The organism is Polaromonas sp. UC242_47 (assembly GCF_044452385.1).
Taxonomy (GTDB): domain Bacteria; phylum Pseudomonadota; class Gammaproteobacteria; order Burkholderiales; family Burkholderiaceae_C; genus Polaromonas.
The window spans coordinates 2,191,740-2,216,372 of record NZ_JBIOAO010000001.1 but is presented as its reverse complement, the minus strand read 5'-3'; the positions used below and the strand labels follow the sequence as shown (position 1 = coordinate 2,216,372).

At 62.3% G+C, this 24,633-nt stretch carries 23 protein-coding genes; 7 read left to right on the top strand and 16 right to left on the bottom strand.

Annotated elements, in window-relative coordinates; translation table 11 throughout:
• Positions 1-18: 18 nt before the first annotated feature.
• Positions 19-858, bottom strand: coding sequence for an IclR family transcriptional regulator C-terminal domain-containing protein (locus tag ACHMXK_RS10875; protein WP_397440204.1), 840 nt, complete (start codon positions 856-858; stop codon positions 19-21).
• Positions 859-993: 135 nt separating this feature from the next.
• Here ACHMXK_RS10875 and pobA point away from each other — a divergent pair, with 135 nt between their 5' ends.
• Positions 994-2,160, top strand: a complete 1,167-nt coding sequence (gene pobA / locus ACHMXK_RS10870) for a 4-hydroxybenzoate 3-monooxygenase (RefSeq protein WP_397440202.1) — start codon at positions 994-996, stop codon at positions 2,158-2,160.
• Positions 2,161-2,209: 49 nt separating this feature from the next.
• Here the strand turns inward: pobA and ACHMXK_RS10865 are convergent, their stop codons facing one another.
• On the bottom strand, positions 2,210-2,425 hold the full coding sequence (locus ACHMXK_RS10865) for a helix-turn-helix domain-containing protein (protein WP_397440200.1): 216 nt from the start codon (positions 2,423-2,425) through the stop codon (positions 2,210-2,212).
• 12 nt (positions 2,426-2,437) lie between these two features.
• Positions 2,438-3,007, bottom strand: coding sequence for a DUF2975 domain-containing protein (locus ACHMXK_RS10860; RefSeq protein ID WP_397440198.1), 570 nt, complete (start codon positions 3,005-3,007; stop codon positions 2,438-2,440).
• Between the two features lie 206 nt (positions 3,008-3,213).
• Between ACHMXK_RS10860 and ACHMXK_RS10855 the strand changes: the two genes are divergently transcribed.
• Positions 3,214-4,140, top strand: a complete 927-nt coding sequence (locus tag ACHMXK_RS10855) for a CoA transferase (protein WP_397440196.1) — start codon at positions 3,214-3,216, stop codon at positions 4,138-4,140.
• A 73-nt stretch (positions 4,141-4,213) separates the two neighbouring features.
• Here ACHMXK_RS10855 and ACHMXK_RS10850 read toward each other — a convergent pair whose 3' ends face one another.
• The 7 genes from ACHMXK_RS10850 to ACHMXK_RS10820 all read right to left on the bottom strand — a co-directional run bounded on the left by ACHMXK_RS10850 (position 4,214) and on the right by ACHMXK_RS10820 (position 10,905).
• Positions 4,214-5,227 carry a Bug family tripartite tricarboxylate transporter substrate binding protein gene (locus ACHMXK_RS10850; RefSeq protein ID WP_397440194.1) on the bottom strand — a complete coding sequence of 338 codons (1,014 nt, stop codon included), beginning with the start codon at positions 5,225-5,227 and terminating at the stop codon, positions 4,214-4,216.
• Positions 5,228-5,271: 44 nt separating this feature from the next.
• Positions 5,272-6,315, bottom strand: a complete 1,044-nt coding sequence (locus ACHMXK_RS10845; protein ID WP_397440192.1) for a Rieske 2Fe-2S domain-containing protein — start codon at positions 6,313-6,315, stop codon at positions 5,272-5,274.
• A gap of 136 nt (positions 6,316-6,451) precedes the next feature.
• Positions 6,452-7,297: a LuxR C-terminal-related transcriptional regulator gene (locus ACHMXK_RS10840; protein WP_397440191.1), complete on the bottom strand. Its 846-nt coding sequence runs from the start codon at positions 7,295-7,297 to the stop codon at positions 6,452-6,454.
• A gap of 66 nt (positions 7,298-7,363) precedes the next feature.
• On the bottom strand, positions 7,364-8,269 hold the full coding sequence (locus tag ACHMXK_RS10835) for a DMT family transporter (protein WP_397440189.1): 906 nt from the start codon (positions 8,267-8,269) through the stop codon (positions 7,364-7,366).
• Between the two features lie 218 nt (positions 8,270-8,487).
• Positions 8,488-9,684: a hypothetical protein gene (locus tag ACHMXK_RS10830; RefSeq protein ID WP_397440187.1), complete on the bottom strand. Its 1,197-nt coding sequence runs from the start codon at positions 9,682-9,684 to the stop codon at positions 8,488-8,490.
• A 42-nt stretch (positions 9,685-9,726) separates the two neighbouring features.
• On the bottom strand, positions 9,727-9,933 hold the full coding sequence (locus ACHMXK_RS10825; RefSeq protein WP_397440186.1) for a hypothetical protein: 207 nt from the start codon (positions 9,931-9,933) through the stop codon (positions 9,727-9,729).
• A 75-nt stretch (positions 9,934-10,008) separates the two neighbouring features.
• A complete protein-coding gene (locus tag ACHMXK_RS10820; RefSeq protein ID WP_397440184.1) occupies positions 10,009-10,905 on the bottom strand; it encodes a LysR substrate-binding domain-containing protein in 897 nt (298 codons plus the stop codon).
• Between the two features lie 109 nt (positions 10,906-11,014).
• On the opposite strand from ACHMXK_RS10820, the gene ACHMXK_RS10815 reads away from it, so the two are divergent.
• The 4 genes from ACHMXK_RS10815 (at position 11,015) to ACHMXK_RS10800 (ending at position 15,118) form a co-directional block, all read left to right on the top strand.
• A complete protein-coding gene (locus tag ACHMXK_RS10815; RefSeq protein ID WP_397440182.1) occupies positions 11,015-11,761 on the top strand; it encodes a sulfite exporter TauE/SafE family protein in 747 nt (248 codons plus the stop codon).
• Positions 11,762-12,009: 248 nt separating this feature from the next.
• Positions 12,010-14,400: an ATP-binding protein gene (locus ACHMXK_RS10810; protein WP_397440180.1), complete on the top strand. Its 2,391-nt coding sequence runs from the start codon at positions 12,010-12,012 to the stop codon at positions 14,398-14,400.
• On the top strand, positions 14,354-14,494 hold the full coding sequence (locus tag ACHMXK_RS10805; RefSeq protein WP_397440178.1) for a hypothetical protein: 141 nt from the start codon (positions 14,354-14,356) through the stop codon (positions 14,492-14,494). The genes ACHMXK_RS10810 and ACHMXK_RS10805 overlap by 47 nt, the downstream gene beginning before the upstream one ends.
• A 15-nt stretch (positions 14,495-14,509) precedes the next feature.
• Positions 14,510-15,118, top strand: coding sequence for a response regulator (locus ACHMXK_RS10800; protein ID WP_397440176.1), 609 nt, complete (start codon positions 14,510-14,512; stop codon positions 15,116-15,118).
• A gap of 9 nt (positions 15,119-15,127) precedes the next feature.
• Here ACHMXK_RS10800 and ACHMXK_RS10795 read toward each other — a convergent pair whose 3' ends face one another.
• Positions 15,128-15,925 (bottom strand): hypothetical protein, encoded by a 798-nt coding sequence (locus ACHMXK_RS10795; RefSeq protein WP_397440174.1) that lies wholly within the window; start codon positions 15,923-15,925, stop codon positions 15,128-15,130.
• Positions 15,926-16,583: 658 nt separating this feature from the next.
• On the opposite strand from ACHMXK_RS10795, the gene ACHMXK_RS10790 reads away from it, so the two are divergent.
• Positions 16,584-17,210 carry a putative adhesin gene (locus ACHMXK_RS10790; protein ID WP_397440173.1) on the top strand — a complete coding sequence of 209 codons (627 nt, stop codon included), beginning with the start codon at positions 16,584-16,586 and terminating at the stop codon, positions 17,208-17,210.
• 176 nt (positions 17,211-17,386) lie between these two features.
• Here the strand turns inward: ACHMXK_RS10790 and ACHMXK_RS10785 are convergent, their stop codons facing one another.
• From ACHMXK_RS10785 to hmgA, 5 genes are all read right to left on the bottom strand, one after another.
• On the bottom strand, positions 17,387-18,277 hold the full coding sequence (locus ACHMXK_RS10785) for a DMT family transporter (protein WP_397440171.1): 891 nt from the start codon (positions 18,275-18,277) through the stop codon (positions 17,387-17,389).
• A gap of 35 nt (positions 18,278-18,312) precedes the next feature.
• Positions 18,313-19,107, bottom strand: coding sequence for a helix-turn-helix transcriptional regulator (locus ACHMXK_RS10780; RefSeq protein ID WP_397440169.1), 795 nt, complete (start codon positions 19,105-19,107; stop codon positions 18,313-18,315).
• A 187-nt stretch (positions 19,108-19,294) separates the two neighbouring features.
• Positions 19,295-21,673, bottom strand: a complete 2,379-nt coding sequence (locus ACHMXK_RS10775; RefSeq protein WP_397440167.1) for a YgiQ family radical SAM protein — start codon at positions 21,671-21,673, stop codon at positions 19,295-19,297.
• A gap of 329 nt (positions 21,674-22,002) precedes the next feature.
• Complete coding sequence (gene fahA, locus ACHMXK_RS10770) at positions 22,003-23,331, bottom strand: fumarylacetoacetase (RefSeq protein WP_397440165.1); 1,329 nt, start codon at positions 23,329-23,331, stop codon at positions 22,003-22,005.
• A complete protein-coding gene (gene hmgA / locus ACHMXK_RS10765) occupies positions 23,331-24,632 on the bottom strand; it encodes a homogentisate 1,2-dioxygenase (RefSeq protein WP_397440164.1) in 1,302 nt (433 codons plus the stop codon). The genes fahA and hmgA overlap by 1 nt, the downstream gene beginning before the upstream one ends.
• Position 24,633: the final 1 nt, after the last annotated feature.

Below are 24,633 nucleotides of genomic sequence, written 5' to 3'. Positions count from 1 at the left end.
CTCTGCAGGAGGTGAAGTTCAAAGCAGCGGCCGCAACTCGCGTGCTGCGTCCAGCAACAGCGGCAACAAGTCGCGCTGCATCATCTGCCCGGTCAGGCGCTGCGGTGAGGCCACCACGTTGAGTGCGGCCACGGTTTTGCCCTGCATATTGCGCAGCGGCACCGCCAGCGCATGTACACCCAGCTCGTGTTCTTCCACGGCCAGGCAGTAGTCGTCCACCCTCACCTGCGCAATCACGGCGCGAAACAGTTTCGGGTCAATGATGGTGCGGGTGGTCAGGCGCGGCAGCGAACGACCCTTGAGCCATTGCGTGAAGGCGGTTTTGGGCTGCGCCGCCAGCAAGACCCGGCCGGTGGACGTGGCGTGGGCCGGCAAGCGGGCGCCCAGGTGCAGGCCATAGGCCAGCACCCGAACCGCGCCTTCCGACGAGTTTTTCCACTCGTAACCGCTGCGCCCAACAATCACCACCTCATCCCCGTCCAGCACCCCGGCGGAAAACGACTCCTGGGTCTGCGCCGCCAGCCGGTTCAAGGTCGGCTGGATCGCACGTGGCAAACGCGCCGACGCCAGGTAACTCCCCGAAAAGCGCAAGACCTTGGCGGCCAGCCAGAAATAACTGCCATCGGTTTCAAGGTAACCCAGGTGGGCCAAGGTCAGCAGGTGCCGGCGTGCCGCCGCGCGTGTGATGCCGGCACGCTCCGCGGCCAGCGTCGCGTTCAGGCGCTGGCGCTGGGTGTCAAAACTTTCCAGCACGGCCATGCCTTTGGCCATGCCTTCAATCAGGTCGGCCTTGGCAATCGGTTTGTTGGTCTGCAGTTCGCCGGCGGTCCGGGCGGAGGGAGTGGATGCGGCGCTCATTGCGCGATCATCGCACAACTGAGCTGCACATCGTGCAAAGGAGGGCTCCGACCGGTGCAACCATCTAGCCACCGGCCAGTCCAACACATACGCTTGACTCTCGACGAAATTTCAACGTGATCGGTGGAGAAAAACATGCGTGTACAAGTGGCAATTGTGGGTGGCGGACCGGCGGGGCATTTGCTCGGCCAACTGCTTTACAAGGCGGGCATTGATGCCGTGGTGCTGGAGCAGCGCAGCCAGGACTATGTGCTGGGCCGCATACGTGCCGGTGTGCTGGAGCAAGGCACGGCCGATCTGCTCGATGAAGTCGGTGTCGGCGCGCGCCTGCACCGCGAAGGCCTGGTGCACGGCGGTGTGGCCCTGGGGTTTGGCGGCGCACACCACCGCATCGACCTGCACAAACTCACCGGCAAACACGTCACGGTTTACGGCCAGACCGAAGTCACCAAAGACCTGATGGAGGCCAGAGCCGCCGCCGGTCTCACCACGATTTACGAGGCCGAACACGTCACCCTGCACGACTTCGACACGCCACAGCCCAAGGTGCGTTACACCAAGAACGGCGCCACGCACGAAGTGTTGTGCGACTTCATTGCCGGCTGCGATGGTTACCACGGCGTCAGCCGCGCCAGCGTGCCGGCCGATGCCTTGCGCACCTACGAGAAGGTCTACCCCTTCGGCTGGCTGGGTGTGTTGTCGGAAACCCCGCCGGTGTCGGAAGAACTGATTTACGCCAACCACGAACGCGGCTTTGCGTTGTGCAGCATGCGCAGCCACACCCGCAGCCGTTATTACGTGCAGTGTTCACTTGACGACAAGGTGGAAAACTGGAGCGATGCCGCCTTCTGGGACGAGTTGCGCCGCCGCCTCGCCCCCGAAGTGGCCGAGACTCTGGTCACCGGCCCGTCGATTGAAAAAAGCATTGCGCCGCTGCGCAGTTTTGTGGCCGAACCCATGCGTTTTGGCCGCCTGTTCCTGGCCGGCGACGCGGCCCACATCGTGCCGCCCACGGGCGCCAAGGGCCTGAACCTGGCGGTCAGCGATGTACGTTACCTGTCACGCGCATTTGCCGAGTTTTACGGCGGCAGCGAAGCCGGGATCAACAACTACTCCGACACCTGTCTGCGCCGGGTCTGGAAGGCGGTGCGTTTCTCGTGGTGGTTCACCTCGCTGATGCACAAGTTCCCCGACGACACCGGTTTCGGCCCGAAAATCCAGGCGGCCGAGCTGGACTACCTGATCCATTCGGAAGCCGGCTCGACGGCGCTGGCGGAGAACTATGTGGGCTTGCCCTATTAAGGATGGGTCATGGCGGGTTTGAAGCGCGATCCGTGCGGGCGGGCCACCCTCACCCGCCATCATTCCCTTCGTAAACCAGCAAGTCCCCCGGCTGGCAATCCAGAAACTCGCAGATCCTGAGCAAGGTGTCAAAACGCACACCCTTGACCTTGCCCTGCTTGAGCAAGGACAGGTTGGCTTCGGTGATGCCGACATACGCCGCCAGGTCTTTGGACCTGGCCTTGCGCTGTGCGAGCATCACGTCGAGTTTGACGACGATGGACACGGGCGTTGGGACTTAAACGAACTGCGCGTTTTCTTCGGCCAGCGCCACGGCCTTGGCCATCACCGCGGCGATCTGCCACACCATGCCGGCAAACAGCAGGGTCAACAACTCGTTGCTGCCCAGGGCCATCGCCAGCGAACGTTCTCCGCCCGGCGCGCCAGCCGTCAGCACCACGCTGATCAGCAAGGACATGAGCAGCCCCGTCACCACCGAGGCAAAAATGCCGGCCGCAAAACCGCGCAGGCAACGCACGGTGCGCAGACTGAAATATTCCGCCTGCGACAAGCCTGAAAAGCAGCGCATCGCGCACACCAGGCCATAAGACGCGCAACACACGGGCAGCATGCCCAGCGCCACGGCCAGGCAACGCTGCAGCAAGGTCACGTCCAGCATGGTGACCTGCGACAGCGACAAGGTGACGCCGGAACGCAGCAGCAAACTTTCGGTCGAGAGGGTCACCAGTTGGTAGAACACGGCCAGCGGCAGGCTCACCGCCAGCAAGGCACAGGTCCAGGCAAACACGCTGCTCAGGCGTTGTACGTCGGGGCCCGACAAGGCCGCAGCCGTCAATCTGTTCTTCATGGAGATACCCCTTTCTGCAAATGCCGAGTATCTCTGAATATTTATCTTAAAACAATAATTAATTTCTGTTTTATATTGATTTTCTCAAATTTTGAAATGCGCCTAAAACGTCACGCCGAGGACTCGCCAGCGCCCATCCGGCTGAAAAAGTCTGTTAAGGTCAATGGCCTGTGGCCCATCCTTACTCCTCTTACCGACGACCACCGATGACCTCTACCGCTGCTTTCAAACCGCTCCAAGGTGTGCGTATCCTGAGCCTGGCGCTCAACCTGCCCGGCCCCGCCGCGTTGATGCGTTGCCGGCAGATGGGCGCCACTTGTTTCAAGCTGGAGCCGCCGCCGCACAAAGACGCCCCACCGGGCGCATCGGGCGACCCCATGGGCCAATACAACCCGGCGGCTTATGCCGCGCTGCACGAAGGCGTGCGTGTGAGTGTGGCCGACCTGAAGACCGACGAGGGTCAGCAAAGCCTGCATCGCGCGCTGGCCAAAACCGATGTCTTGCTCACCTCTTTTCGCCCTTCCGCACTGGTCAAGCTGGGCTTGAGCTGGCCCGCGTTGCACCAGCGCTACCCGGCCCTGAGCCAGGTCGCCATCGTCGGCGCGCCCGGTGAAGCAGGTGAAGAACCCGGCCACGACCTGACCTATATGGCCGACAACGACCTGGTGACCGGACTGGCGCTGCCGCCCACCTTGTATGCCGACATGGGCGGCTCGGCGATGGCCAGCGAAGCGGTGTTGCAAGCCGTGCTGCACCAGCGCGCGCCGTATGCGGGCACCGGCGATCCGCATCCCCAGGGCGTGTTTCTGGAGGTGGCCCTGTCCAGCGCCGCCCGCTACCTGGGCCTGCCCCGCGCCTGGGGCCTGACCACCCCCGGCGCCGCAGTCGGCGGCGGCCATGCCGGCTACCGCGTCTACCCCTGCCAGGACGGCCGTGTCGCCGTGGCCGCACTGGAGCCGCATTTTGCGGCCAGCCTGTGCGCCGCCGCGGGTATCACACCCTCCGACATGAAAGCCATGTTCGCCCCCGCCACGCATCAGGCCATCGCCGCGTTTTTGTACACACAGACACGCGAGCAACTGGACCAGTTGGGGCGGGAGAAGGACATCCCGCTGCACACGCTACCAAATTAATAGCTGCTTACGATCGTCCGTTATGGACTAGAGACCTATTTCTCTCAAACCTTCTGAGAAAACGAACGCCATCTCATTGCGGCTCTATGCCTAGGTCGCGGATGCGCTTGGTGATGATGTCGAACTCGGCCTTGTAGTTGGCCTGCGCCTGTTCAGGCGTGCTCACCTGCATCTCGAAGCCGCGGTCTACGAGCTGGTTGCGTACCTCCGCGCTGTTGGCAATCGCGCGGATTTCCGTGGCCAGCCGCTGCACGATAGGTGCCGGAGTCCTGACCGGCACCAGGACCGCCATCCAGACGCTGGTGTCGTACAGCGGGTCCGTGAAGCCTAATTCGCGCAGCGTGGGCACATGGGGCAAAGCACTGGAGCGCTCCCTGCCCATCATCGCCAGCGGCACAATCTTGCCGGCGGCGACCTGCTGCTTGGCCGTTGCCACGCTGGTCAGGCCAATGCTGACGGTGTGGCCCATCAGGTCCTGCACCACAGGCCCTTCGCCGCGCTGTGGCACGTGCACCATCTGCGCCTTCAGGTTCCGGTTCAGCGTTTCGCCGGCGAGGTGGCCCAGGCCGCCTATGCCCCAGGAGCCGTAGCTGAATTTGGCGGCCGGTTGGGCCAGCTTTCGAAAGTCCTCGAAGTTCTTCACACCCAACTCGGTGTTGGCTGAAATCAACGCCGGGCTGCGCAGGATTTGCGCCACAAAGGCCAGGTCTTTCTGCGGGTCGTAAGGCAGCGTCTTGAACAACGCCACATTGTTGACCAGCGGGTCGTTGATGGTGAACAGCACGGTGTAGCCGTCAGGTTCCGCCTTGGCCACGTCGGCCACACCAATGGCGCCGGCCGCACCAGATTTGTTGTCCACCACGACCGGCTGGCCCCATCGCTTGGACAAACGTTCACCGATCAGCCGGGCCACGTAGTCGGTGGCGCCACCGGCCGGATATGGCACGACGAGGCGGATCGGTTTGTTCGGGTAAGTCTGTACCGCGCCTGCCGCCGGGGCTTGCGCAAGGGCCAAGCCGGCGGCACCTGCAAGCAAGGCAGTGAAGGCCATGGCCTTCAGGCTAGGAAGGATAAAAATACGGCGCATGGTTTGTCTCCTGGGGTTTGTTTTTTGAAAGTTTTCTGGAAAATTCAGGCCGCTGCTGCTTCTTCGACCACGCGTTGAGCCAGCAGGCGGCGAAACTGGATCAAGGCCGAGTCCATGGCCAGTGGCAGCATGGGCGCGTCAGGCTTAAGTTGCATGTTGCGGTGCTGGGCAGTGATCATGTCGCGGTCTTCGTTGAAGGCCGTGATCAGGCTGTCGAAGATGCCCTCGGTCACCGAGGCGTCGCCCTGGTCGGCCGGATGTGACTGCTGGAAGAAGTAATGCGTGCTGGTCTCTGTCTCCGGCGTCAGCGTCTGGCAGCTATGCAGGCGCACGGCGTTGCACATGTCGTCGGCGGCGTCCGTCACCGGGCGCCCGCCGGAATGCATCAGCAGGGTGCCGGGCAACTGAAAATCGTAGATGAACCAGCGGTCCACCGCCGTCTCAAAACTGCGCATCTTGCGGTAGTAAGGCGGCGCCGGCACGTTGGCGACACGGCGTGTGACCCTGATGCCCTGCTGGCCGGGACCGTCTATTTTTTCGATAACCGGCGTGGCCTGGGCAATGGCCGTGCTGCCGCCCAGTGTTTTCTCGTGGACATAACTCAGGTGCGAGAAGTCCATCAGGTTGTCGCAGATCAGCAGGTAGGGTGTGTCGTAATGCATGTAGCCGGGCTTGTGAATCCAGTCTGGGTGATCGCAGGAAAAGTTGTCCGGCAGCAGCGCCTGGTCGGCCTTCGCCGGCTCGCCCATCCAGACGAAGACCCATTGCCTGTGCGACACCACCGGGTAGGTTTTCACACGCGCCTTTTCCGGCACGATGGGAATGCCGGGCGCGTCCACACACCGGCCTGTGGCATCGAACTTCAACCCGTGGTAGCCGCAGCGCACGCAGTCCCCTTCCCTGCGCCCTTTCGACAGGGGTGCCAGGCGGTGGCAGCAGCGGTCCTCCATCGCGGCGAGCACTCCACTTTCGGTGCGCAGCACCAGGATGGGCTCATTGAGCACCGTGCGGGTAAACAGCTTGCCAGACTCGGCAGCGGGAATTTCGTGATCCCAGGCGATGACGTACCAACAGTTTCGTAGCCACATGTTTTTGTCTCCTGCGGGTTCTCGGACCCTGGTTGATGCATGGGCCATGGTGCCGACGGCCGCGCAGGCGCGCGTCCCCCTCATGGGGGACAAGTAGGGGTTTTTCGAACGGCCAGCCGGAACGGCTGGGGTTGTCTTAGCGGCGGACCAGTTCGGCCAGTTGCAGTCGGCTAGCCGTGATGCCGCGACCAGCGAACTTGGCGTAGGCGCGCTTGCGCAGCGTGATCACCGTGGAAGGCGCCACGTCCAGGTCGGCCGCAATGCCGTCCGCGCTGATGCCGCAGGCAATGCGGGCGCAAACAGCCAGCTCACGCGGCGATAGCTCGGGCGCCTTGCGACGCAAGATCGCCTCGGCCCTGGCGATACGTGACTCCAGCGCCTGCCCTTCGGCCTGCGCCGGTACGCTGCGCAGCGCCCCGCTGTGGGTTTGCCTGAGCAGCGGCGCCACGCCCAGCAGGCGCTGGATTTCGCTGGACTGGAACGGGCCTTGTGCATTGTCTCGGTACAGGTTGATGGCGTAGGCTGAACCGGGCGTCGGTGAATAGAAAAAACTCAGGCGATCGGCCAGGTTGGCACGGTCGTAGATATCGGTGCGCCAGGAATCCACCAGAATGTCCCCGGCACTAAAATGCAGGGCCGTGACCGGCGTCGAGGCGCTATGGCTACGGTTCAGGTGCTGGGCAATCTGGGTACCCTGGTCTTCGCGCCAGAAGTGCTTGCGGTAGCGCGAGAAACAGTCGGCCGTGACCTGGCTCAACTGCCGGTTGCTGGCATGGCCTTCCACCAGCGCAGGCGCAGCCACACCGCCCTGGTTGACGTATTCGACCAGGGACAGGTAGTGCACCGGCATCATGACGTTCAGAAAGTCCAGCATCTTGGCCGCAGGCTCTTCGTTGTGCGGGGCCTCCAGCAACAGGGACACCGAGCTTGCAGGCAGTGCTTGCGAGCTTGGTGCTACGTCGATATGCCATGTTTCCAACATGGCCGGATGATAGGACTTTTCATTGCTTGCCGTTACCGCGTAAACACTGGTTTCACATCCTCAGGCTCAGCGTCGCCGCGCCAGCAACAACATCGCCGCCCCCAACAACAAAGCGCCCACACCTTGCCGCGCCGTCAGCGGTTCGGCCAACCACCACGCGGCGGCCAGGGCCGCCACCAACGGTTCAATCAGCGTGCCCACCACTGTCGCTGTCGGTGACAGGCGGCGCGCGCCCCAGGCAAAAGCCAGATAGGCGATCGAGGTGGTGGCCACGCCGGTGTAAGCCACCTGCAGCCAAGCGGTGCTGCCTTGCGGCCAGCTCAGGCCTTGTGCGCTGGCCAGGACCAACATCAGCAACGCCGCCACCGCCATGCCCCAGGCCGAGGCACTGACCGCCGGCACATGGGCCGGCATGCGTGCATTGCCCAGCACCACCAGCGAATACAAGGCCGCCGAGGCAAACGACCACAGCAAGCCGGCCACGTAGTCGAGCGGCAAGGCCAGGGCCTGCGTCGGAACCACGATCAAGGCGACACCGGCCAGCGCCAGCAGCAGGGCTGCGAGCAACCGACCACTGGCGCGTTCATAGCCGCGCAGCACCGAGAGCAGCGCCACCATCACAGGCGCACAGCAAATCGAAATGACGGTGGGCAAGGCTGCGCCTATGTAGCTGACACCCATGAACCAGCAGCTGACGTTCATCGCCATGGCCAGGCCGGTTCCCACGATCAGCATCCGCTCGCGCCAGGGCAAATGCCGCCATCGGCCGGCGGCGGGTGCCCTCGCGCTTTGCTGCCAATGCCACCACCACAACAGCGGCAAGCCCAGCGCGAACCGCGCCAGAGACAGACTGAACGGCGACATGCCGCCGTCCTCCATCACAGACTGGGCAACCAGCGCGCCCACGCCCCACAAGACGCCCGCAAGCAGGACGCCACCCCAGGCCAGAGCGGCCGATGTTCGGGTATTCATGAAAAAATTTCTCCATCCGTGCGCCTGCTGCAAGGCTGTTTGCAGCCAGTGAAGAAAAGGCAGGCAGGCGCGTCAACTCATGGCCGCGCGCTGTTGTTCCTTGTCAGCAGAACAAGCGCGGCCGCATGCGCGACCCGGCGTGAGCCGGGTGCAGTGCGAGTTAGACGGAAGGGGGGGAGAGTTGGAGATGCATGCGCAAGATTTTACCCGCTAAGGAACTACTCGAAAGCAACCCCCGGCACAGCAGTAGTAGAAACGACCTTCTGAGGTTGGCGCGCAATTCGCTTGTTCTCTACCGATATCAGTGCTCTTTCAAACAAGCTATTCGCATCTGGATAACGAAGTAGTTCGTCGAAAACTTTGTCCAAGTTCTCCTTGGTCACAACTAAGACACCTATCTGTTCAGCTTGAGCTAAATCTGCGTTGACTTGCTCTGCTGTCATCGCTGTAACGATCACCGGCAATATACGAAGATGCTTCATGTTGGATGCGCCGAGTGTTTCCCGCAAACTTGCCGCGCGAGCGGACAGCTTAGATAGCTTGCTATCCGCCCGCAACAGTCCCAACGTGCATTCGACAACAACGAAATCACCGTTGGGAGTGATGGCAACCGTATCGAATGCATCGCGCGTCTTCGCGTTGACACCGAAAGTCGCCGTGGAAAACCCAAGCGCCCACAATAACCATCCAATAGCCGCTTCAAAATCATCTGCGGCTCTGTTCCTTGGAGGAAGCTCAGGCTGTAGATACCCTCGAATAGTCTGCTGACTCTGATCGACTATGGATAAGACCGCAGCTCGGGGATTTTGAAAAATGTTCGGATCTGCACGCCACTGCAGCTGATGAGCGTGCCCGTCATAGGACGCGATGCATTGCACGAGTGCTCCCGCGGGGATCGCCAGCTTTGTCGTACCAATGTCAGCAAGACTCTCCTCTTGCCAGTCCAAATCATTCCCAGACGCCGCTCCTCGCTTCAACACACTGCCTTTGTGGAGTACACGGAAACCAATCCTCGCTTTTTTCCGATCAAGCCCATTTGCCATCCAAATCCCTAGCTCTGCGGATGTTCCTTTGACTTCGGATCGCGCAAGCACTTGAACCGCAGTTCTCGCTACCACCTCAATCAACGACCGATCGCCGCGCAAAGCACCAAGTTCATACTCGTAACAAAGTTCTTGAACGGAGTCATACGGAGTGGAGTTTGCTTTGAGTGACCAGTCGCTTTCAGGCTGTCGCACCCATTCCCCCCAGTGCGCCCCTGCCAACGCAAGTACGGCCAGCCGGTTTCCGCTATTCAGACCCTCTGGGTGAAGCAATGTCGGTGGCGAGATAAAGATTTCATTCGCAGCGTCACTAACTAGCCTCAATCGACCAATTCCTTCGATGTGCAACCCATCATCTCCGAGCAGAGCCAAGATAGCATCTTCGACAGATAACTCTGCTTGTGGGATATCCCATTAGCCCACCTCGAGATAACCTGCACAAAAATGCGGCTTAACCTCTTCAGGCTCTCCAACGTCCAGATATATTCTTGCCGAAATAATCGAAAGCACATCGTTTTGCCGAACAGCGAAGAAATGCAATCGTGCTCGGCGGTATGCGGCTCGCCACGCTGATATCGCCGAGAAGAACGCTCCAAATTGCTGCTGTGAAAAATCATTCATATAAAAATCCTTAGATGAAGCAAGCCGATATCCAACTCAGCAATTCCAACTCAACGAACATCTACTTATGGCGGCTTACCCGCCACGCACAGCGGGTTTTAGGAAGTGAAATAGCCGCCCAGCCGGCTGTGAGTCCTGCAAATCCACCGGAGCACACACCACCAGCGACCGCTTGGCCCAAGCATCCGACAAGGGCCGCACAGTCAACCGTCTGCCGCCCACGCCCGTCCCCAACACCGCAGCCGGCACCACCGCCGCGCCCACGCCCTGCTCCACCAAGGTACACATCGCCTCAAAGCTGCCAAGATTGGCACGAACCCGCATGGGCTTGCCCAGCTGTGCCGCCTGCAGGCTCAGGTAGGTGTGCAAGGCACTGGAAGCGCTGTACCCCACCAGCTCAAGATCGAGCACTTGTTCAAAAGCCACAAAGCGGTTGCGCGCCAACGCATGCCCGCGCGGCAGCACGAGCACCAGCGGGTCCTTGCAGAAAAAGGCTGTTTGCAGCCCGGTCATGTCTTCTGCATCCGAAGCAATGCCCAGGTCGGTCGCGCCCTGCCTGACCGCCTGCACGGTCAAGGGGCTGGCGCTTTCTTCGACCACGATGTCGATGGACGGGTGCTGCTGAAGGAAGCCGGCAAGCAGCGGCGGCAGGTGATGCACCAGGGCCGAGGTGTTGCACATCAGATGGATTTTCCCGAGCGCGCCGCGGCCATGCAGCGCAAGTTCGCCGCGCAACTGCGTCATCTGCGCCAGCACGGCGTGGGCGTGGCGCAGCAGCGCCTCGCCGGCTGCCGTGGGCCGCACCCCGCGCGAGTGGCGCAGCAGCAGCGCCACGCCGGCCTGGTCTTCCATGCCACGCAGCCGCGCGCTGGAGGCTGCCAGTGTGAGGTGTGAGCGTCCTGCGGCGGCCGTCATGCTGCCGGCTTCGCAGGCGTGCACAAAAAGCTGAAGGTCGGTCCAGTCGAAACGCATCACATGTCACCCGTGGCTATAGACAGCACTGAGCCTACCTCAAGCAAAGACAGATAGTCATCACGAGGACACCAGGCCAGACTCAACACTCATTATTTCAGGAGCACATATGTTCGTTCCCAACGCCCACGAGTTCATGGTGGTGAGTTTTGTTTTCTTCGCGGCGGGCGGTATCAAGGGCGTGCTGGGCATGGGCCTGCCGACGGTGGCCATGGGCTTGCTGGGCCTGATGATGCCGGTGGCCGAAGGCGCGGCGCTGCTGGTGTTGCCTTCGCTGGTCACCAACCTGTGGCAGATGGCGCGCGGCGGCCACCTGCGGGCGCTGGCACGGCGGCTGTGGCCGATGCTGTCCGGCGTCTGCGTCGGCGTGTGGCTGGGTCGCGGCTGGATGTCGGCGCCGGCGGGCAACGCGATGGTGTGGCTGGGCCTGTGCCTGGTGGTTTACGCGTTGGCCGGGCTGGCGGGCCTGCGACTGCCGCAACCGAAAGCGCAGCACGAAGCGGGTGTGTCGGGCGTGGTCGGCACGCTGACCGGCCTGCTGACGGCAGCCACCGGCGTGTTTGTGCTGCCGGCCGTGCCTTACCTCCAGGCGCTGGGGCTGAAGAAAAACGAGATGGCCCAGGCGCTGGGTCTGTCCTTCGCCGTCTCTACCCTCGCGCTGGCGGGGGCGCTGGCGAGCAGCCGGCATTTCAATACCGGCTCGGCCACACAGTCGCTGCTGATGCTGTTGCCCGCCATGCTGGGCATGTGGCTGGGTCAGCGCCTGCGTGACGAGCTGAGCCAGGAGAGCTTTCGTGCATGGTTCATGGGGGGGCTGCTGGCGCTCGGGGCGTGGCTGGTGTGGCAAGGCCGGTAGGAAGCCATTGCACAGACAGGCCGCCCCGGGTGCACGCAGCGAAGCCGAAAGCACAAAAGCGGCGCTATTCCTGACAAAGTTTCGCGCGCCAAGGAGGGATGTCATGGCGGCGGTGCTGGATAATCAAACTCCCACCACGGAGAGAGCGCACCTTGTTTTCAATGTCTCAGGACCGCCGGATCAGCCTTATCGGGGGGCTTATCCTTTTGGCGGCAAACCTGGCGGCAGGCATCGCCGTGTTTGCCGTCATGGAACGGCAGACAGAGTCCGTTCTCAGCCGCAGCCTTCAGGCGGCACTGCAAAGCAATGTCCTCCTGTTTGAAAGCCAGACCCACCAGGCCCTGGCGGATGCGCGTACCGTGGCCACCCGCCCCTTCCTGGTTCAAAGCCTCCAGACGCTTGAGTCCACACCTGACGATGCCGCAGCAACACTCGCGATGCAGCGGGCCGCCACCTCATTTCTGCCTACCGGCTTTGACGGCCTGTCTTTTTACGACGCGCGCGGCCGTGAAGTGGCCCGCGCCGGCCGTTTTTCCCAGAAAGATGAGCGCCAGGTCGCGCTGAGCAAAAAAGACAACGCCTTCCTGCTGTGGAACGGAAAATTCGTTGTCCAGTCGCACCTGCAGATCCTCGACCCAAAGGGCCTTCGCGTGGGCGAGGTCATGACGGAGACCAGCCTGCCGCTGTTGACCCGTGTCTTTAGCGAAGTGGGGGCCATCGGCCAAACCGCCGAATTTGCCCTCTGCGCGCCGCTGGAAGACGGTGGCAAGGACATGGACTGCTTCCTGGGGCGGGTTTCCGGCGTGGAGTTCAAGCGTGTTGCCCGTATCGTCGAGGGCAAAGCCCTGCCGATGAACTACGCCCTGCTCGGCAATACCGGCATCATCGTCGCCAGGGACTACCGGCGTGAGCAGGTCGTGGCGACCTATGTGCCCGTGGCGTCCTCCGGATTCGGGATGGTGCTTAAGATTGACCAACAGGAACTGTACGCCCCCATCTTCGCCCAGCTCAGGTATATCCTGCCCCTGCTGGCTGTGCTAGCGATCGTCGGCATGCTGCTGCTGAATTTCATGGTGACGCCGGTGGTGCGCCAGCTGGTCCGCTCGGAGCGAACGGTACGCGAAAGCGAAGAGCGGTTTCGTGCGCTGACCGCCTTGTCTTCCGACTGGTTTTGGGAGCAGGATGAAAACTTCCGCTTTGTCCAGGTGTCGGGCGAAACACCTGGCATGGCGAGATTTACAAGGGACAAGGTAATCGGCATGACACGCTGGGAGCTGGACCACGTGAACATGGACGACAGCGTCTGGGCAGCGCACAAAGCCCAGCTTGAACGGCACGAAGTTTTTCGCGACTTTCAAATCACTCTGCGTTACCCCGACGGCGAGATTCGTTACGAGAGCGTCAGCGGCGTGCCGATTTTTGATGCTTCGGGACGCTTCACCGGCTACCGTGGCACCGGCCGTGACGACACCGAAATGCGCCGGGTTGCCGAGGCATTGCGCGCCAGCGAAGTACAGCTGCGCGAGATCACGGACGCCGTGCCGGCCTGGATCACCTATATCGATGCCGATCAGCGTTTTCGCTTTCACAACCGGGCCTATGAAGAGGCCATTGGCCTGACGGCCGGGCAGATCGACGGGAAAACCCTGTGGGAAGTCCTGGGAGAAAAATTCCATGAAACAGTGCGCCCGCAGGTGGAGCACGCACTGTCCGGCTACCCGGTGGTTTACGAGCGCATCCAGAAAACCCCGCGAGGCGGGAACAGGGACTTTGTCATCAACTATTTCCCGCGTTATGGCGATGGCGGTGAAGAAGGCCGGGTCGTGGGGTTTTATGGGCTGGGCACCGACATCACCGAGCTCAAGCGCATCGACCGCATGAAAAGCGAGTTCGTCTCCACGGTCAGCCACGAATTGCGCACGCCGCTCACATCCATACGCGGTTCATTGGGCCTGATCGCGGGCGGTGTGGCCGGCCAGCTCCCGGAGGCCGTCAAGACGCTGGTGGGTATTGCCAAGACCAACTGCGAGCGTTTGATCCGCCTGGTCAACGACATCCTTGACATCGAGAAAATTGAATCGGGCAAAATGAAACTGGATCTGCAGGCCGTGGATCTCAAGCTCTTGCTGGCGCAGGCGCTGGTGGCCAACGAAGGTTTTGGCGCCGCGCACAAGGTGGGCTTGAGCCTGCATGCCCCCAACGACAAGGTACAGGTCCACGTGGACAGCGACCGCTTGATGCAGGTCATCACTAACCTGCTGTCCAATGCCATCAAGTTCTCACCATTCGGAGGGGCAGTGGAAGTTCATGTGTCACTCCCGGGCACCAAGGTACGGATCGAAGTGCGTGATCACGGGCCGGGTATCCCCCTGGAATTTCGCAAGCGCATCTTCCAGAAATTTTCCCAGGCGGATTCATCCGACACGCGCCAGAACGGCGGCACCGGGCTGGGCCTGAACATTTCACAAGCCATCGTCGAGCGCCTGGGCGGCAGCATTGGTTTTCAAACCGAAGCGGGTGCAGGCAGTACTTTTTTCATTGAATTGCCCCAATGGAAAGGCTTGCCGGCTGCGGCCGTCCCCGCCATAGCACATGCCCGCGGCCCGACCCCGGGTCCTCATCTGCGAAGACGACCGTGACATCGCACGCCTGATCTGCATGATGCTGGACAAAGGCGGTTTTGACGCCGACATGGCCTACAGCGCAGCGCAGGCGCAGGCTTATCTGGCGTAAACCCCCTATGCCGCAATGACGGTGGATCTGAAGCTGCCCGACCAGGATGGCATCACACTGATTTGTACGCTGCGCCAGCAGGAAAGCACACGTGATCTGCCCATCGTCGTGGTCTCTGCCAAAGCCGGCGAAAAAGAGATGCTGGCCAATAACCGGACGCTGTCCGTGTCGGACTGGCTGGACAATCCGATCGACGAAAACCTGCTCATCCTGAGCTTGCGGCGCGCCATAAACGGCATGGCCGAGGGCAAGCCCAGAATTTTGCATATCGAGGACGACCTGGATATACAACGCATCACCCAAGCCATTGCGCAGGACTTCGCGATCTTTGAATTTGCGGCCACGCTGCAGGATGCACGCGCCTGCCTGCAAGCCCGACGCTTTGCCCTGATCTTTCTCGACCTCGCGTTGGCAGAAGGCTCGGGTTGGGATTTGCTGGCCGACATCGAGGCACTGAACCCATCACCGCCCGTGGTGGTTTTCTCGGCCACAGAGATCGATTGGGCCCAGAGCGCACGCGTCGACGCCGGGTTGGTGAAGGCGCAAACTTCCAACGACGAACTGCAGCACACCTTGAGGCGCGTGCTCAAGGAAAGTCGCTCACTCGACCGGCCGCTGGAATGAGCCTGCTGATCAGGCGCTCAGTTCCGCCAACTTCGCCTTGAGCGCAGCATTTTCCGCACTGAGCTCCGTGATGGTTTGTTTGAGCCGGGCGATCACACCTTCGGGCGTGTCGGGCTCGGTACGTGCCACGGCCTTGGCGGCGCGAACCTGGCGTGCGGCCTGTTGCAATTCCTTTCGGCCGCCGGCCACGGCCGCCACTTGCTCCTCCACCGGCAGCGACGCCACGGTGGCGGCCGCGTTGATGGAGATCGTGCCGGACTTCACCGCCGCCACCAGTTCCGGCGCGGCCGACTTCTGAATCTTTTCAATCTGGCTGATGGTGTTGCTGCTGACCCGCGCGGCCTTGGCCATGGCTTCGCGGCTCAGCGCTGATTCGGCGACGGGCGTGGCGGCGGCTGCCGTCGAAGGCTCGGGGCTGTTGCCCTCATCCCAGGGCGGTGAACCATCGGCGGGCACCGCACTCACTTCTGGCGCGGATTGCTCGCGCGTAGCCAGAATGTCTTTTTTACGCAGGGCCAGCACGCCGCGCTGAAAGTCAGAGACGCTGCGACGCCCCAGGTGCTGGTCAATCATCCACAGGTGGACGTCGTCCAGGGACTTGAACTGGCTGTGTTGCACGGTGTTGAAAGGAATGCCGTGTTTGGTACAGATGCCGTAACGGTTGTGCCCGTCCACCAACACGTCGCCCCACAAGACCAGGGCATCGCGGCAGCCCTCGCTCAGCAGGCTGCGCTCCAGGGCCTGGTGTTCGTCAGGGGTCAGCGGATCGATGTAGGCAAGTAAGTCTTCGTTGACCGTGATGTTCATGGTTGGTAAATCAATTAGCAGGTACGTGTAAAAAAAGCTTCTCCCGCCACGCACTGGGTGCAAGGCTGTGTCGCCATGAAAGGGAGCATCAACAGGTGGACGTATGCCGTAGGGCATGCAGAACAGGCGCAGCCTGGCAGCAAGCCAGGACAGGGCCGCGTGACGGTAGAGAGAAAGCTGGGCCTGCATCATAGCCAAGGTCGGCCGACCAAGGAGCAGCCTGGGACAAGCCGCGACATGTCCTCATGTGTGAGCTTCACCCGGGGCCGCACCAACCGGTGCCCTGCTCGACTCAAATTCTCAAGAAAAATTGAGCTGCAGCCCTTTACCCATAAGCGCAAGAAGCTACTAAAACAATAGCATCACCATATTACTGACGGAAGACCTGTACAGGCTCACACTCAAATCGCACTGGGCCCAGCTAACGCGCGCTGGATCAGGATTTTCTGTTCATCGTTCGGCATGGCTTGCCTCCGCTTTTTTCTATGGCGCCGCGATAAGTGGGTGCGGTGTAAGTCGAAATCATCAGCCCGCGCTGTGATGCTCGCAAAGCTGTGATTTTCTTGCCTAGACCCTGCGCCGGCGCCCATTCATACTTTCTGGAGGGTGGCCCCTCAATGGGTCGACATTCAGCAAACAAGCCAGGGAGTATCCCTTCATGCCTTACGCAAAACGCGATGTCGGTGGACGCCTGTACGTCTTCTCCAGCAACAATGGCCTGCAGGTCAACACGTCCTGCTTGATTGAAGCGCACGGTGAGCAGTTCTTCTTCGGCAACAGCCGGGGCGTCGCCTTCCGCGTCCCCGCCAACAAAAACGTGCACTTCTATGTTCCCCACAATGCCCCGCAAATCTACCAAAACGGCAGCCGCAGGTTTGGTGCGGTGTATGGCGCCACCGCACGTGACCACCACTACACCACGACACTCACGCGCATCCTGATGGGAACCGCCCTTCCGGCGCAAACCGTCGCGGGGAATCGGAACTGCACCAACTACGTGCTCAGCAAGATCCAGCACACCAATGAAGGTTGTGCAGGAGGCAGTTGGTCCAATTACTGGGGTGAGCGCAATGACATGTCTTATGACGATGTCGAGCTCATGATGGATTATCAAAACGGCGCCAAAGACATCGTCACCATCCGAAACCGGCGCTTTACCAGCGACATGACCTTGAGCCAGGTCATCGCCCTGCTGCTGGCCAACGGCTACAACTACACGGACTTTCATTGCAGCTTTTGCCGCTCGGCGCAATTTATCGGGTCTATCGCCGCGGTCCAGCCTTGATGCTGATCCGGGGACAGTCGGCGCGTGCCTGCCGACACCCACAATACGATCACAGAAACCACGGCTTCAATCCATCCAAATCGGCGTGATTTTCGCTCTATTCTTGATAGCTAGCTGCGACCATAGGATAAGGGCCAGAGGCCTATTCTCCTTGAGAAACCCGGCCAACACCTGAGTCAGACCGACCCCACACGCCGAGACAAAGCCCCGCTGGCCAGCGCCACACCGCAAGCCACCAGGGCACTGGCCGCCAGCGTGCCGGCCCCCAACGGTTCGCCGAGCAGCCAGGCCGCGCCCAGGGCCGTGGTCAAGGGTACAAGCGCGCTGGACAGCGACGCACTGGCCGCGCCCAGCCGTGCAATGGCGATCATATAAGTCACCAGGCCCAGCAGGCCCGCCGCCACGCCCTGCCCCAGCGCCTGCCAGGCTACCTCGGTCCATGGCGCGCTCAAAAGGCGCGGCGCGCCCCAGACCAGCAGCAGCGGCAAGAGCAGCAGGCAGGACCAGGTGTTGACCACCGCCACACCTTGCCACGGCGTCAGACCGCTGCGGCGGAAGGCCAGTGTGTACAGCGCCCAGACTCCGGCGGCCATCACAAACAACACATCGCCGCGCCAGCTCTGCGCCATGCCGGCCAGGCTGCCCGCGCCAAACACCGCCATGCCGGCCACGAGCAACAGCAAGCCGCCCAGGCGCGGGCCGCTGATAGGCTCGCCATGCAGCCGCCATGCGCCCAGCGCCGTGAACAGCGGCACGCTGCCGGCCAGGAACACCCCCATGTGGCTGGCCGGTGCCCACTGCGCGCCGGCCAGCACCAGCAGGCCAAACGGCAGGCCGCCACCCAACACCAGCACGCCGAGTCGCGTGCGCGGCAGGCCTGGCGGGAACAAACCGGTTTTCAGAAGCAGTGGCAACAACACCAGCGCGGGCACGCCATAACGCAGCACGGCCAGCTCCAGCGGCCCCAGCGAGGTGGTCACGCCGTGGCGCGTGGCAATTTGCCAGCCGCAGCCGATCAGAGCGGCCGCCAGCGCGGCCAACAGGCCAATTACGAGGTTGTGCTTCATGCCGCCAGTCTGGCGCTGCGGGCTCCTGGCGGCTATCAGATTCCTGCGCTTGTGAGTTCACGCCTGGCCTGGGCCGGCGTCACACCCAGTTCACTCAGAAAAGCCGCGCCCAGGTGGCTCTGGCTGCTGTAGCCCAGCTCATGCGCGAGCGCGGCGAGGTCGCGCTCGCCCTCTTCCAGGCGCTGCAAGGCCGTGGCCAGGCGCAGGCGCTGGCGGTAGCCGTGCAGGCTCAGGCCGGTGTGACGCCGGAAGGCGCGCGCGAGGTGGAACAAGGAACAACAGGCCGCGTCGGCCACCTCGTGCAAGGTCCAGGGCATGGCGCCCGTGGCCGCGGTGCGCGCCACCATGAAGCGCTGAGCCCGCTGCACGGCGGCGGTCGATCGCCCTTGCCCCCGCACGGCAGGCGCTGCCTGCTGCAGCATGGTTTGTATCAATGCTTGTGTGGGCTCGTCACTCTGGCGACCCTGCGCCAGTGCGCGCCAATGCCGCCGCAGTTGCCACAAGGCGCGTGCGGTCAGCAGCCAGGCGGCGGGCGGCGGCAGGGTATGGTCGGCGCCCAGCGGTGCACTCACCACGATGCTGGCACGCAGCGCATCGACACAGGCTTTCATTTGGTAGCGCTCGCCGGTGGGCAGGCACAAGGCGGTCAAGCCGTCGAGCAAGATCGTGTCCGCGTCCGTACGGAACTCGGTCGCGCCGCAGGCCGGCAAGACCAGGCGCTGGGTCGCCACTTCGTAGCTGGGGCTCCAGGACGCGTACGGCGCTTGCAGCACCACACGCTCCACCGTCAGGGTGGCCGTGTGTTGCAGCAGGGTGCGGTGTTGGGGCATGGCCTCACTATAAAGCGAGGGGTGTGTCGACGAAAACGCAAGCCAGAATCGCTACCTATTTGATAGCTGCTTGCGCCCGGGAAATAAGGGATGGAGGCCTTTTTTCCTTAAGAAAATCGGGAAAACAGCGCCACCAGGATTTTTCTGCTGTGTCATCCCGGATTCGTCCCGGCATGACACGACCCGCTCAGCGCGGCTTGCGCACAAAGGGTTTGCCGCCTGGTTTTCCCGAACCGTTGTCGCGTGGTGGCAGCCCGGTGTGCTGGGTCAGGATGCGGCCCTTGACCGGTGTGACGGGTTTGAGCGCCACGGTGGTCGAGTTTTTCTTGCGCGCGCTCACGTAGCCGCCATCGGTCAGCGGCTGGAAGGTCGGGATCAGATGGTGTTTGCCGTTGCCTATCAAATCGGCGCGGCCCATGGCTTTGAGTGCTTCACGCAGCAGCGGCCAGTTGTTGGCATCGTGGTAACGCAAAAAGGCCTTATGCAGGCGGCGGCGTTTGTCGCCGCGCACGATGTCCACCGTCTCGCTGTCGCGCGTGATTTTGCGCAGCGGGTTTTTGTTGGTGTGGTACATCGTCGTGGCCGTGGCCATGGGTGACGGGTAAAAGGTCTGCACCTGATCGGCACGAAAGCCGTTTTTCTTCAGCCAGATCGCCAGATTCATCATGTCTTCGTCGCTGGTGCCGGGGTGGGCGGCGATGAAGTAGGGAATCAGAAACTGCTTCTTGCCGGCTTCCAGCGTGTACTTCTCGAACATCTGCTTGAACTTGTCATAGCTGCCGATGCCGGGTTTCATCATCTTGGTCAGCGGACCCTGCTCGGTGTGTTCGGGCGCGATCTTGAGATAACCGCCGACGTGGTGCGTGACCAGCTCTTTCACATATTCGGGCGACTGCACGGCCAGGTCGTAACGCAGGCCGGAGCTGATCAGGATTTTCTTCACGCCCTTGAGCGCCCGCGCGCGGCGGTACATCTTGATCAGCGGGTTGTGGTCGGTGTTCAGATTCGAGCAGATGCCCGGATAGACACAACTCGGTTTGCGGCAGGCGGCCTCGATCTCGGGTGACTTGCAGCCGATGCGGTACATATTGGCGGTCGGACCGCCCAGGTCGGAAATTGCGCCGGTAAACCCCTTGACGGTGTCGCGTATGGCTTCGATCTCGCGAATCACCGAGTCTTCCGAGCGGCTCTGGATGATGCGGCCTTCGTGCTCGGTGATCGAACAGAAAGTGCAGCCGCCAAAACAGCCACGCATGATGTTGACGCTGAAACGAATCATTTCCCAAGCCGGGATTTTGGTCGCGCCGTCGTGGCTGCCGGCTTCGTCCTGGTAGGCCGGGTGCGGTGAACGGGCATACGGCAGATCGAACACGTAGTCCATCTCGGCCGTGGTCAGCGGAATCGGCGGCGGTGTGATCCACACGTCGCGCGCAGTCGCGCCTTCGCCGTGGGCCTGCACCAGCGCACGGGCGTTGCCGGGGTTGGTTTCCAGGTGCAACACGCGGTTGGCGTGGGCATACAAAACGGCATCGCTTTTGACCTGCTCGTAAGACGGCAGGCGGATCACCGACTTGTCGCGCGGCGGCACCTTGATCTTGCCCTGCATGTGGGACAAGCTGGGGTTGGGCACAAAAGTCAGCGGCTTGATGGCCGGGTTGGCCTGCGGCAGCTTGGTCAGCACCGGCGAGCCGGCCGATTCGGCTTTGACGGCAACTTCGGCGGCCTCATCTTCGCGGGCGCAGGTGGCGCCCTGCTCTTTGGCCTGCTCCGAAATCATCAGATACGGATTCACATGGGCTTCGACCCGGCCCGGCGCGTCCACGTTGGTGGAGTCGATCTCGAACCAGCCCTGGGCGGTTTCGTCGCCGCTGCGGCGGATAAAGGCCGTGCCGCGGATGTCGGTCATGCTGGCCACCGGTTCTTTGGCCGCGAGGCGGTGGGCAATTTCGACAATCGCACGTTCGGCGTTGCCGTAAAGCAGCAGATCACACTTGGCGTCGATCACGACGGAGCGGCGCACCTTGTCGGACCAGTAGTCGTAATGCGCGATGCGGCGCAGCGAGCCTTCGATGCCGCCCAGGATGATGGGCACGTCTTTGTAGGCTTCGCGGCAGCGCTGCGAATACACCAACGCGGCGCGGTCGGGGCGTTTGCCGCCTATGTCGCCGGGGGTGTAGGCGTCGTCACTGCGGATCTTGCGGTCCGCCGTGTAGCGGTTGATCATCGAGTCCATGTTGCCGGCAGTCACGCCGAAAAACAGATTCGGTTTGCCCAGCGCCTTGAATGGGTCGGCGCTTTGCCAGTCGGGCTGCGCAATGATGCCGACGCGAAAGCCCTGGGCTTCCAGCATACGGCCTATGACCGCCATGCCGAAACTGGGGTGGTCCACATAGGCGTCGCCGGTGACCACGATGATGTCGCAACTGTCCCAGCCCAGCACGTCCATCTCGGCACGGCTCATCGGCAAAAACTTGGACGTGCCGAAGCGGCTCGCCCAGTACTTGCGGTAGCTGGTCAGCGGTTTGGCGGCGCGCGTAAAGAAGGAGACGTCAACGGGGGCGTTCATGGGGCAATCATTGAAAACCGTCAAAAAGGCCTCGGGATAAGGCGGACGGTTTGGGGATAACCCGTAATTTTAAGGTTTTAAAGCGGTTTGCGCATCCCAAAGGCCTTGTTAAAGCCCGTCAATGCCGGATAAGCGCTCTGACGCTGCCGGTCGCGCCCCGGCAGAAACTCAACGCGAGGCACCGGAGCGGAACGGAGTAGAACGCCAACCCATCAATCAAATTGGCCTGCAGCCCAGGCGACATAAGCGCAAGCAGCTACCAAATCAGTAGCAAATCAATACCCCGCTAGTGACACCGGCCTTCACAAGCCGAAGGCTGGCCCCAGCCGCTAGCCGCGCGCGGCCAACACCTGGCCCCGGCAATCGCCAAAACCTATGCGCCTGAAACCGCTGCGCTCGCAGTGACCACGCAAGATGATCGCGTCGCCATCCTGCAAAAAGGTGCGGGTTTCGCCATTGGCCAAGGTCAGCGGATTTTTGCCGCCCGCTGTGAGCTCCAGCAGGGAGCCGGCTTGTTCCGGCTTGGGGCCGGACTGCGTGCCGGACCCCAGCAAGTCGCCGGGCTGCAGGTTGCAGCCGTTGACCGTGTGGTGCGCCAGCATTTGCGCGACCGTCCAGTAGGCGTCGCGGTAGCTGGACTGCGACAGGCGCTGCGGCGCCAGACCGGCATCACGCATGGCCTGTGTCTCTATCAGCACCTCCAGTTCCACATCCAGCCCGCCCTGTTGGCGGTTGCTGGCCGAATCCAGGTAAGGCAACGGCTGAGGGTCAGTCGCTGGGTGTTCAAAAGGCGCACGGAATGGCGCCAGCGCTTCCATGGTCACAATCCAGGGCGAAATCGTGCTGGCAAAGTTTTTCGCCAGAAACGGGCCCAGCGGCTGGTATTCCCAGGCCTGCACATCGCGCGCCGACCAGTCATTGAGCAGCACCAGCCCAAAGGCATGGTCTTCGGCACGGTCAATAGCGATGGGCTCGCCGAGCGCATTGCCCTGCCCCACCAACAAACCCAGCTCCAGCTCATAGTCCAGCCGCTGGCTGGGGCGCAACTGCGGCACCTCCTCGTTCGGACCTTTGGTCTGGCCCAGCGGGCGCGGAAACGTCTGGCCGCTCACAGCAATCGAGGACGCCCGGCCGTGGTAACCGATGGGCACCCATTTGTAATTGGGCATCAGGGGCTGGTCCGGACGGAATAACTTGCCGACCGTGGTGGCGTGGTGGATGCCGGTGTAGAAATCGGTGTAGTCGCCGATGCGGCAAGGCACGGCGTATTCGGCTTCGGCCTGCGGCAGCAGGCAGGGCTGCAGCGCGGCCTGCTGGCGGCTGCCTTCGCGCAGCGCTTGCGACAACGCCTGGCGCAGGGCGACACGGGCGGGGCGGCCCTGGGCCATGAAGGTATTGAGTTCGCCGCGCTCGCAACCATCCAGCGTGGCCGCCACATCGGCGGGAAAAATGCCGGCGGCACGCGCGGCCAGCAGGTCCACGATCTGCTCGCCAATCGCCACGCCGGGGCGAAACGTTTCCTGGCTGCCGGCGCGGCGAAACACGCCCAGCGGCAGGTTCTGGATGGGGAAATCGCTGTCAGGCGTGTTGGCCGATGCGACCCACGAATTGAGCGCGGCATCGTGGGTGAAGTCGAGGGGGGTCAGGCTTGGGCTCATCATGGGGTTTCTTTGAAGTTGTCTTTCAGGCCTTGCCAGCAATTGGCATAAGCGCTGTCCAGCGCCCCGCCCTGCATGGCGTAAGCGGTGGGCACGAAGGTGTAGCGGCTTTCAAACATGAAGGCCAGCGTGTTGTCCAGCTTGTGCGGCGCCAGGTCCGCGCTGCTGGCTTTTTCAAAGGCCTCGGTGTCGGGGCCGTGCGGCACCATGCAGTTGTGCAGCGAGGCGCCACCGGGTTTGAAACCTTCGGGCTTGGCGTCGTACTGGCCGTACACCAGGCCCATGAACTCGCTCATGAGGTTGCGGTGGTACCAGGGTGGACGGAAGGTATTTTCGGCCACCATCCAGCGCGGCGGAAAAATCACAAAGTCGCAGTTGGCCGTGCCGGCCGTGTCCGAGGGCGAGGTCAGCACCGTGAAGATAGACGGGTCCGGATGGTCGTAGCTGATCGAGCCTATCGTCATGAAATGCGCGGTGTTGTATTTGTAAGGCACCAGGTTGCCATGCCAGGCGACCACGTTAAAAGGCGTGTGGGCCTGGCTCGTGGCCCAGAAATGGCCGCCAAACTTCTTGACGATCTCGTAAGCGCCTGTGCTCGTCTCAAAGGCCGCCGTGGGGGCCAGAAAATCGCGCGCGTTGGCCAGGCCGTTGGAGCCAATTGGACCCAACTCGGGCAGGCGGAAAGCGGCGCCATAGTTCTCGCAGACATAACCGCGTGAGGGGCCATCGGGCAAGGCCACGCTAAAAGCCATGCCGCGCGGGATCACGGCGATTTCGCCCGGGGCGACGTCCAGCAAGCCCAGCTCGGTGGTCAGCCGCAAGCGGCCCTGCTGCGGCACCAGCAGCATTTCGCCATCGGCGTTGACCAAGGCACGCTGAACCATGGAACGGTTGGCCAGGTAAACATGAGCGGCAAGGCCGGTTTGTCCGTGGGTGTCGCCGTTGGCAGCCACGGTGCGCATGCCGTCGACAAAATCCAGCGCCTCAGTCGGAATTGCAAACGGCGCCCAGCGCAGCGGATCCGGCGGCACCACCACGCCGCCGGCGGCGCCCGTGGTCCAGCCGGCTTGTACATAAGGCTGGTAGCCACTGGTCACGACCGAGGGCTGGCGCCGGTACAGCCAGGTGCGGCGGTTCTCGGCGCGCGGCGCGGTAAAGGCCGTGCCCGACAGCAGCTCGGTATACAGATCATGCGGCGCGCGCTGCGGGCTGTTGCGCCCTTCCGGCAAGGCGCCGGCTACGGCTTCGCTGACAAATTCGTTACCAAAACCGGACTGGTAACGCAAAGTGCTTGTGTTCATC

What these genes read in the sequence shown, in the direction of transcription:
- ACHMXK_RS10875 (WP_397440204.1), bottom strand. Translation starts at nt 858, where the DNA reads ATGAGCGCCGCATCCACTCCCTCCGCCCGGACCGCCGGCGAACTGCAG.
- pobA (WP_397440202.1), top strand. Translation starts at nt 994, where the DNA reads ATGCGTGTACAAGTGGCAATTGTGGGTGGCGGACCGGCGGGGCATTTG.
- ACHMXK_RS10860 (WP_397440198.1), bottom strand. Translation starts at nt 3,007, where the DNA reads ATGAAGAACAGATTGACGGCTGCGGCCTTGTCGGGCCCCGACGTACAA.
- ACHMXK_RS10855 (WP_397440196.1), top strand. Translation starts at nt 3,214, where the DNA reads ATGACCTCTACCGCTGCTTTCAAACCGCTCCAAGGTGTGCGTATCCTG.
- ACHMXK_RS10850 (WP_397440194.1), bottom strand. Translation starts at nt 5,227, where the DNA reads ATGCGCCGTATTTTTATCCTTCCTAGCCTGAAGGCCATGGCCTTCACT.
- ACHMXK_RS10845 (WP_397440192.1), bottom strand. Translation starts at nt 6,315, where the DNA reads ATGTGGCTACGAAACTGTTGGTACGTCATCGCCTGGGATCACGAAATT.
- ACHMXK_RS10840 (WP_397440191.1), bottom strand. Translation starts at nt 7,297, where the DNA reads ATGTTGGAAACATGGCATATCGACGTAGCACCAAGCTCGCAAGCACTG.
- ACHMXK_RS10835 (WP_397440189.1), bottom strand. Translation starts at nt 8,269, where the DNA reads ATGAATACCCGAACATCGGCCGCTCTGGCCTGGGGTGGCGTCCTGCTT.
- ACHMXK_RS10825 (WP_397440186.1), bottom strand. Translation starts at nt 9,933, where the DNA reads ATGAATGATTTTTCACAGCAGCAATTTGGAGCGTTCTTCTCGGCGATA.
- ACHMXK_RS10820 (WP_397440184.1), bottom strand. Translation starts at nt 10,905, where the DNA reads ATGCGTTTCGACTGGACCGACCTTCAGCTTTTTGTGCACGCCTGCGAA.
- ACHMXK_RS10815 (WP_397440182.1), top strand. Translation starts at nt 11,015, where the DNA reads ATGTTCGTTCCCAACGCCCACGAGTTCATGGTGGTGAGTTTTGTTTTC.
- ACHMXK_RS10810 (WP_397440180.1), top strand. Translation starts at nt 12,010, where the DNA reads ATGGAACGGCAGACAGAGTCCGTTCTCAGCCGCAGCCTTCAGGCGGCA.
- ACHMXK_RS10805 (WP_397440178.1), top strand. Translation starts at nt 14,354, where the DNA reads ATGCCCGCGGCCCGACCCCGGGTCCTCATCTGCGAAGACGACCGTGAC.
- ACHMXK_RS10800 (WP_397440176.1), top strand. Translation starts at nt 14,510, where the DNA reads ATGACGGTGGATCTGAAGCTGCCCGACCAGGATGGCATCACACTGATT.
- ACHMXK_RS10795 (WP_397440174.1), bottom strand. Translation starts at nt 15,925, where the DNA reads ATGAACATCACGGTCAACGAAGACTTACTTGCCTACATCGATCCGCTG.
- ACHMXK_RS10790 (WP_397440173.1), top strand. Translation starts at nt 16,584, where the DNA reads ATGCCTTACGCAAAACGCGATGTCGGTGGACGCCTGTACGTCTTCTCC.
- ACHMXK_RS10785 (WP_397440171.1), bottom strand. Translation starts at nt 18,277, where the DNA reads ATGAAGCACAACCTCGTAATTGGCCTGTTGGCCGCGCTGGCGGCCGCT.
- ACHMXK_RS10780 (WP_397440169.1), bottom strand. Translation starts at nt 19,107, where the DNA reads ATGCCCCAACACCGCACCCTGCTGCAACACACGGCCACCCTGACGGTG.
- ACHMXK_RS10775 (WP_397440167.1), bottom strand. Translation starts at nt 21,673, where the DNA reads ATGAACGCCCCCGTTGACGTCTCCTTCTTTACGCGCGCCGCCAAACCG.
- fahA (WP_397440165.1), bottom strand. Translation starts at nt 23,331, where the DNA reads ATGAGCCCAAGCCTGACCCCCCTCGACTTCACCCACGATGCCGCGCTC.
- hmgA (WP_397440164.1), bottom strand. Translation starts at nt 24,632, where the DNA reads ATGAACACAAGCACTTTGCGTTACCAGTCCGGTTTTGGTAACGAATTT.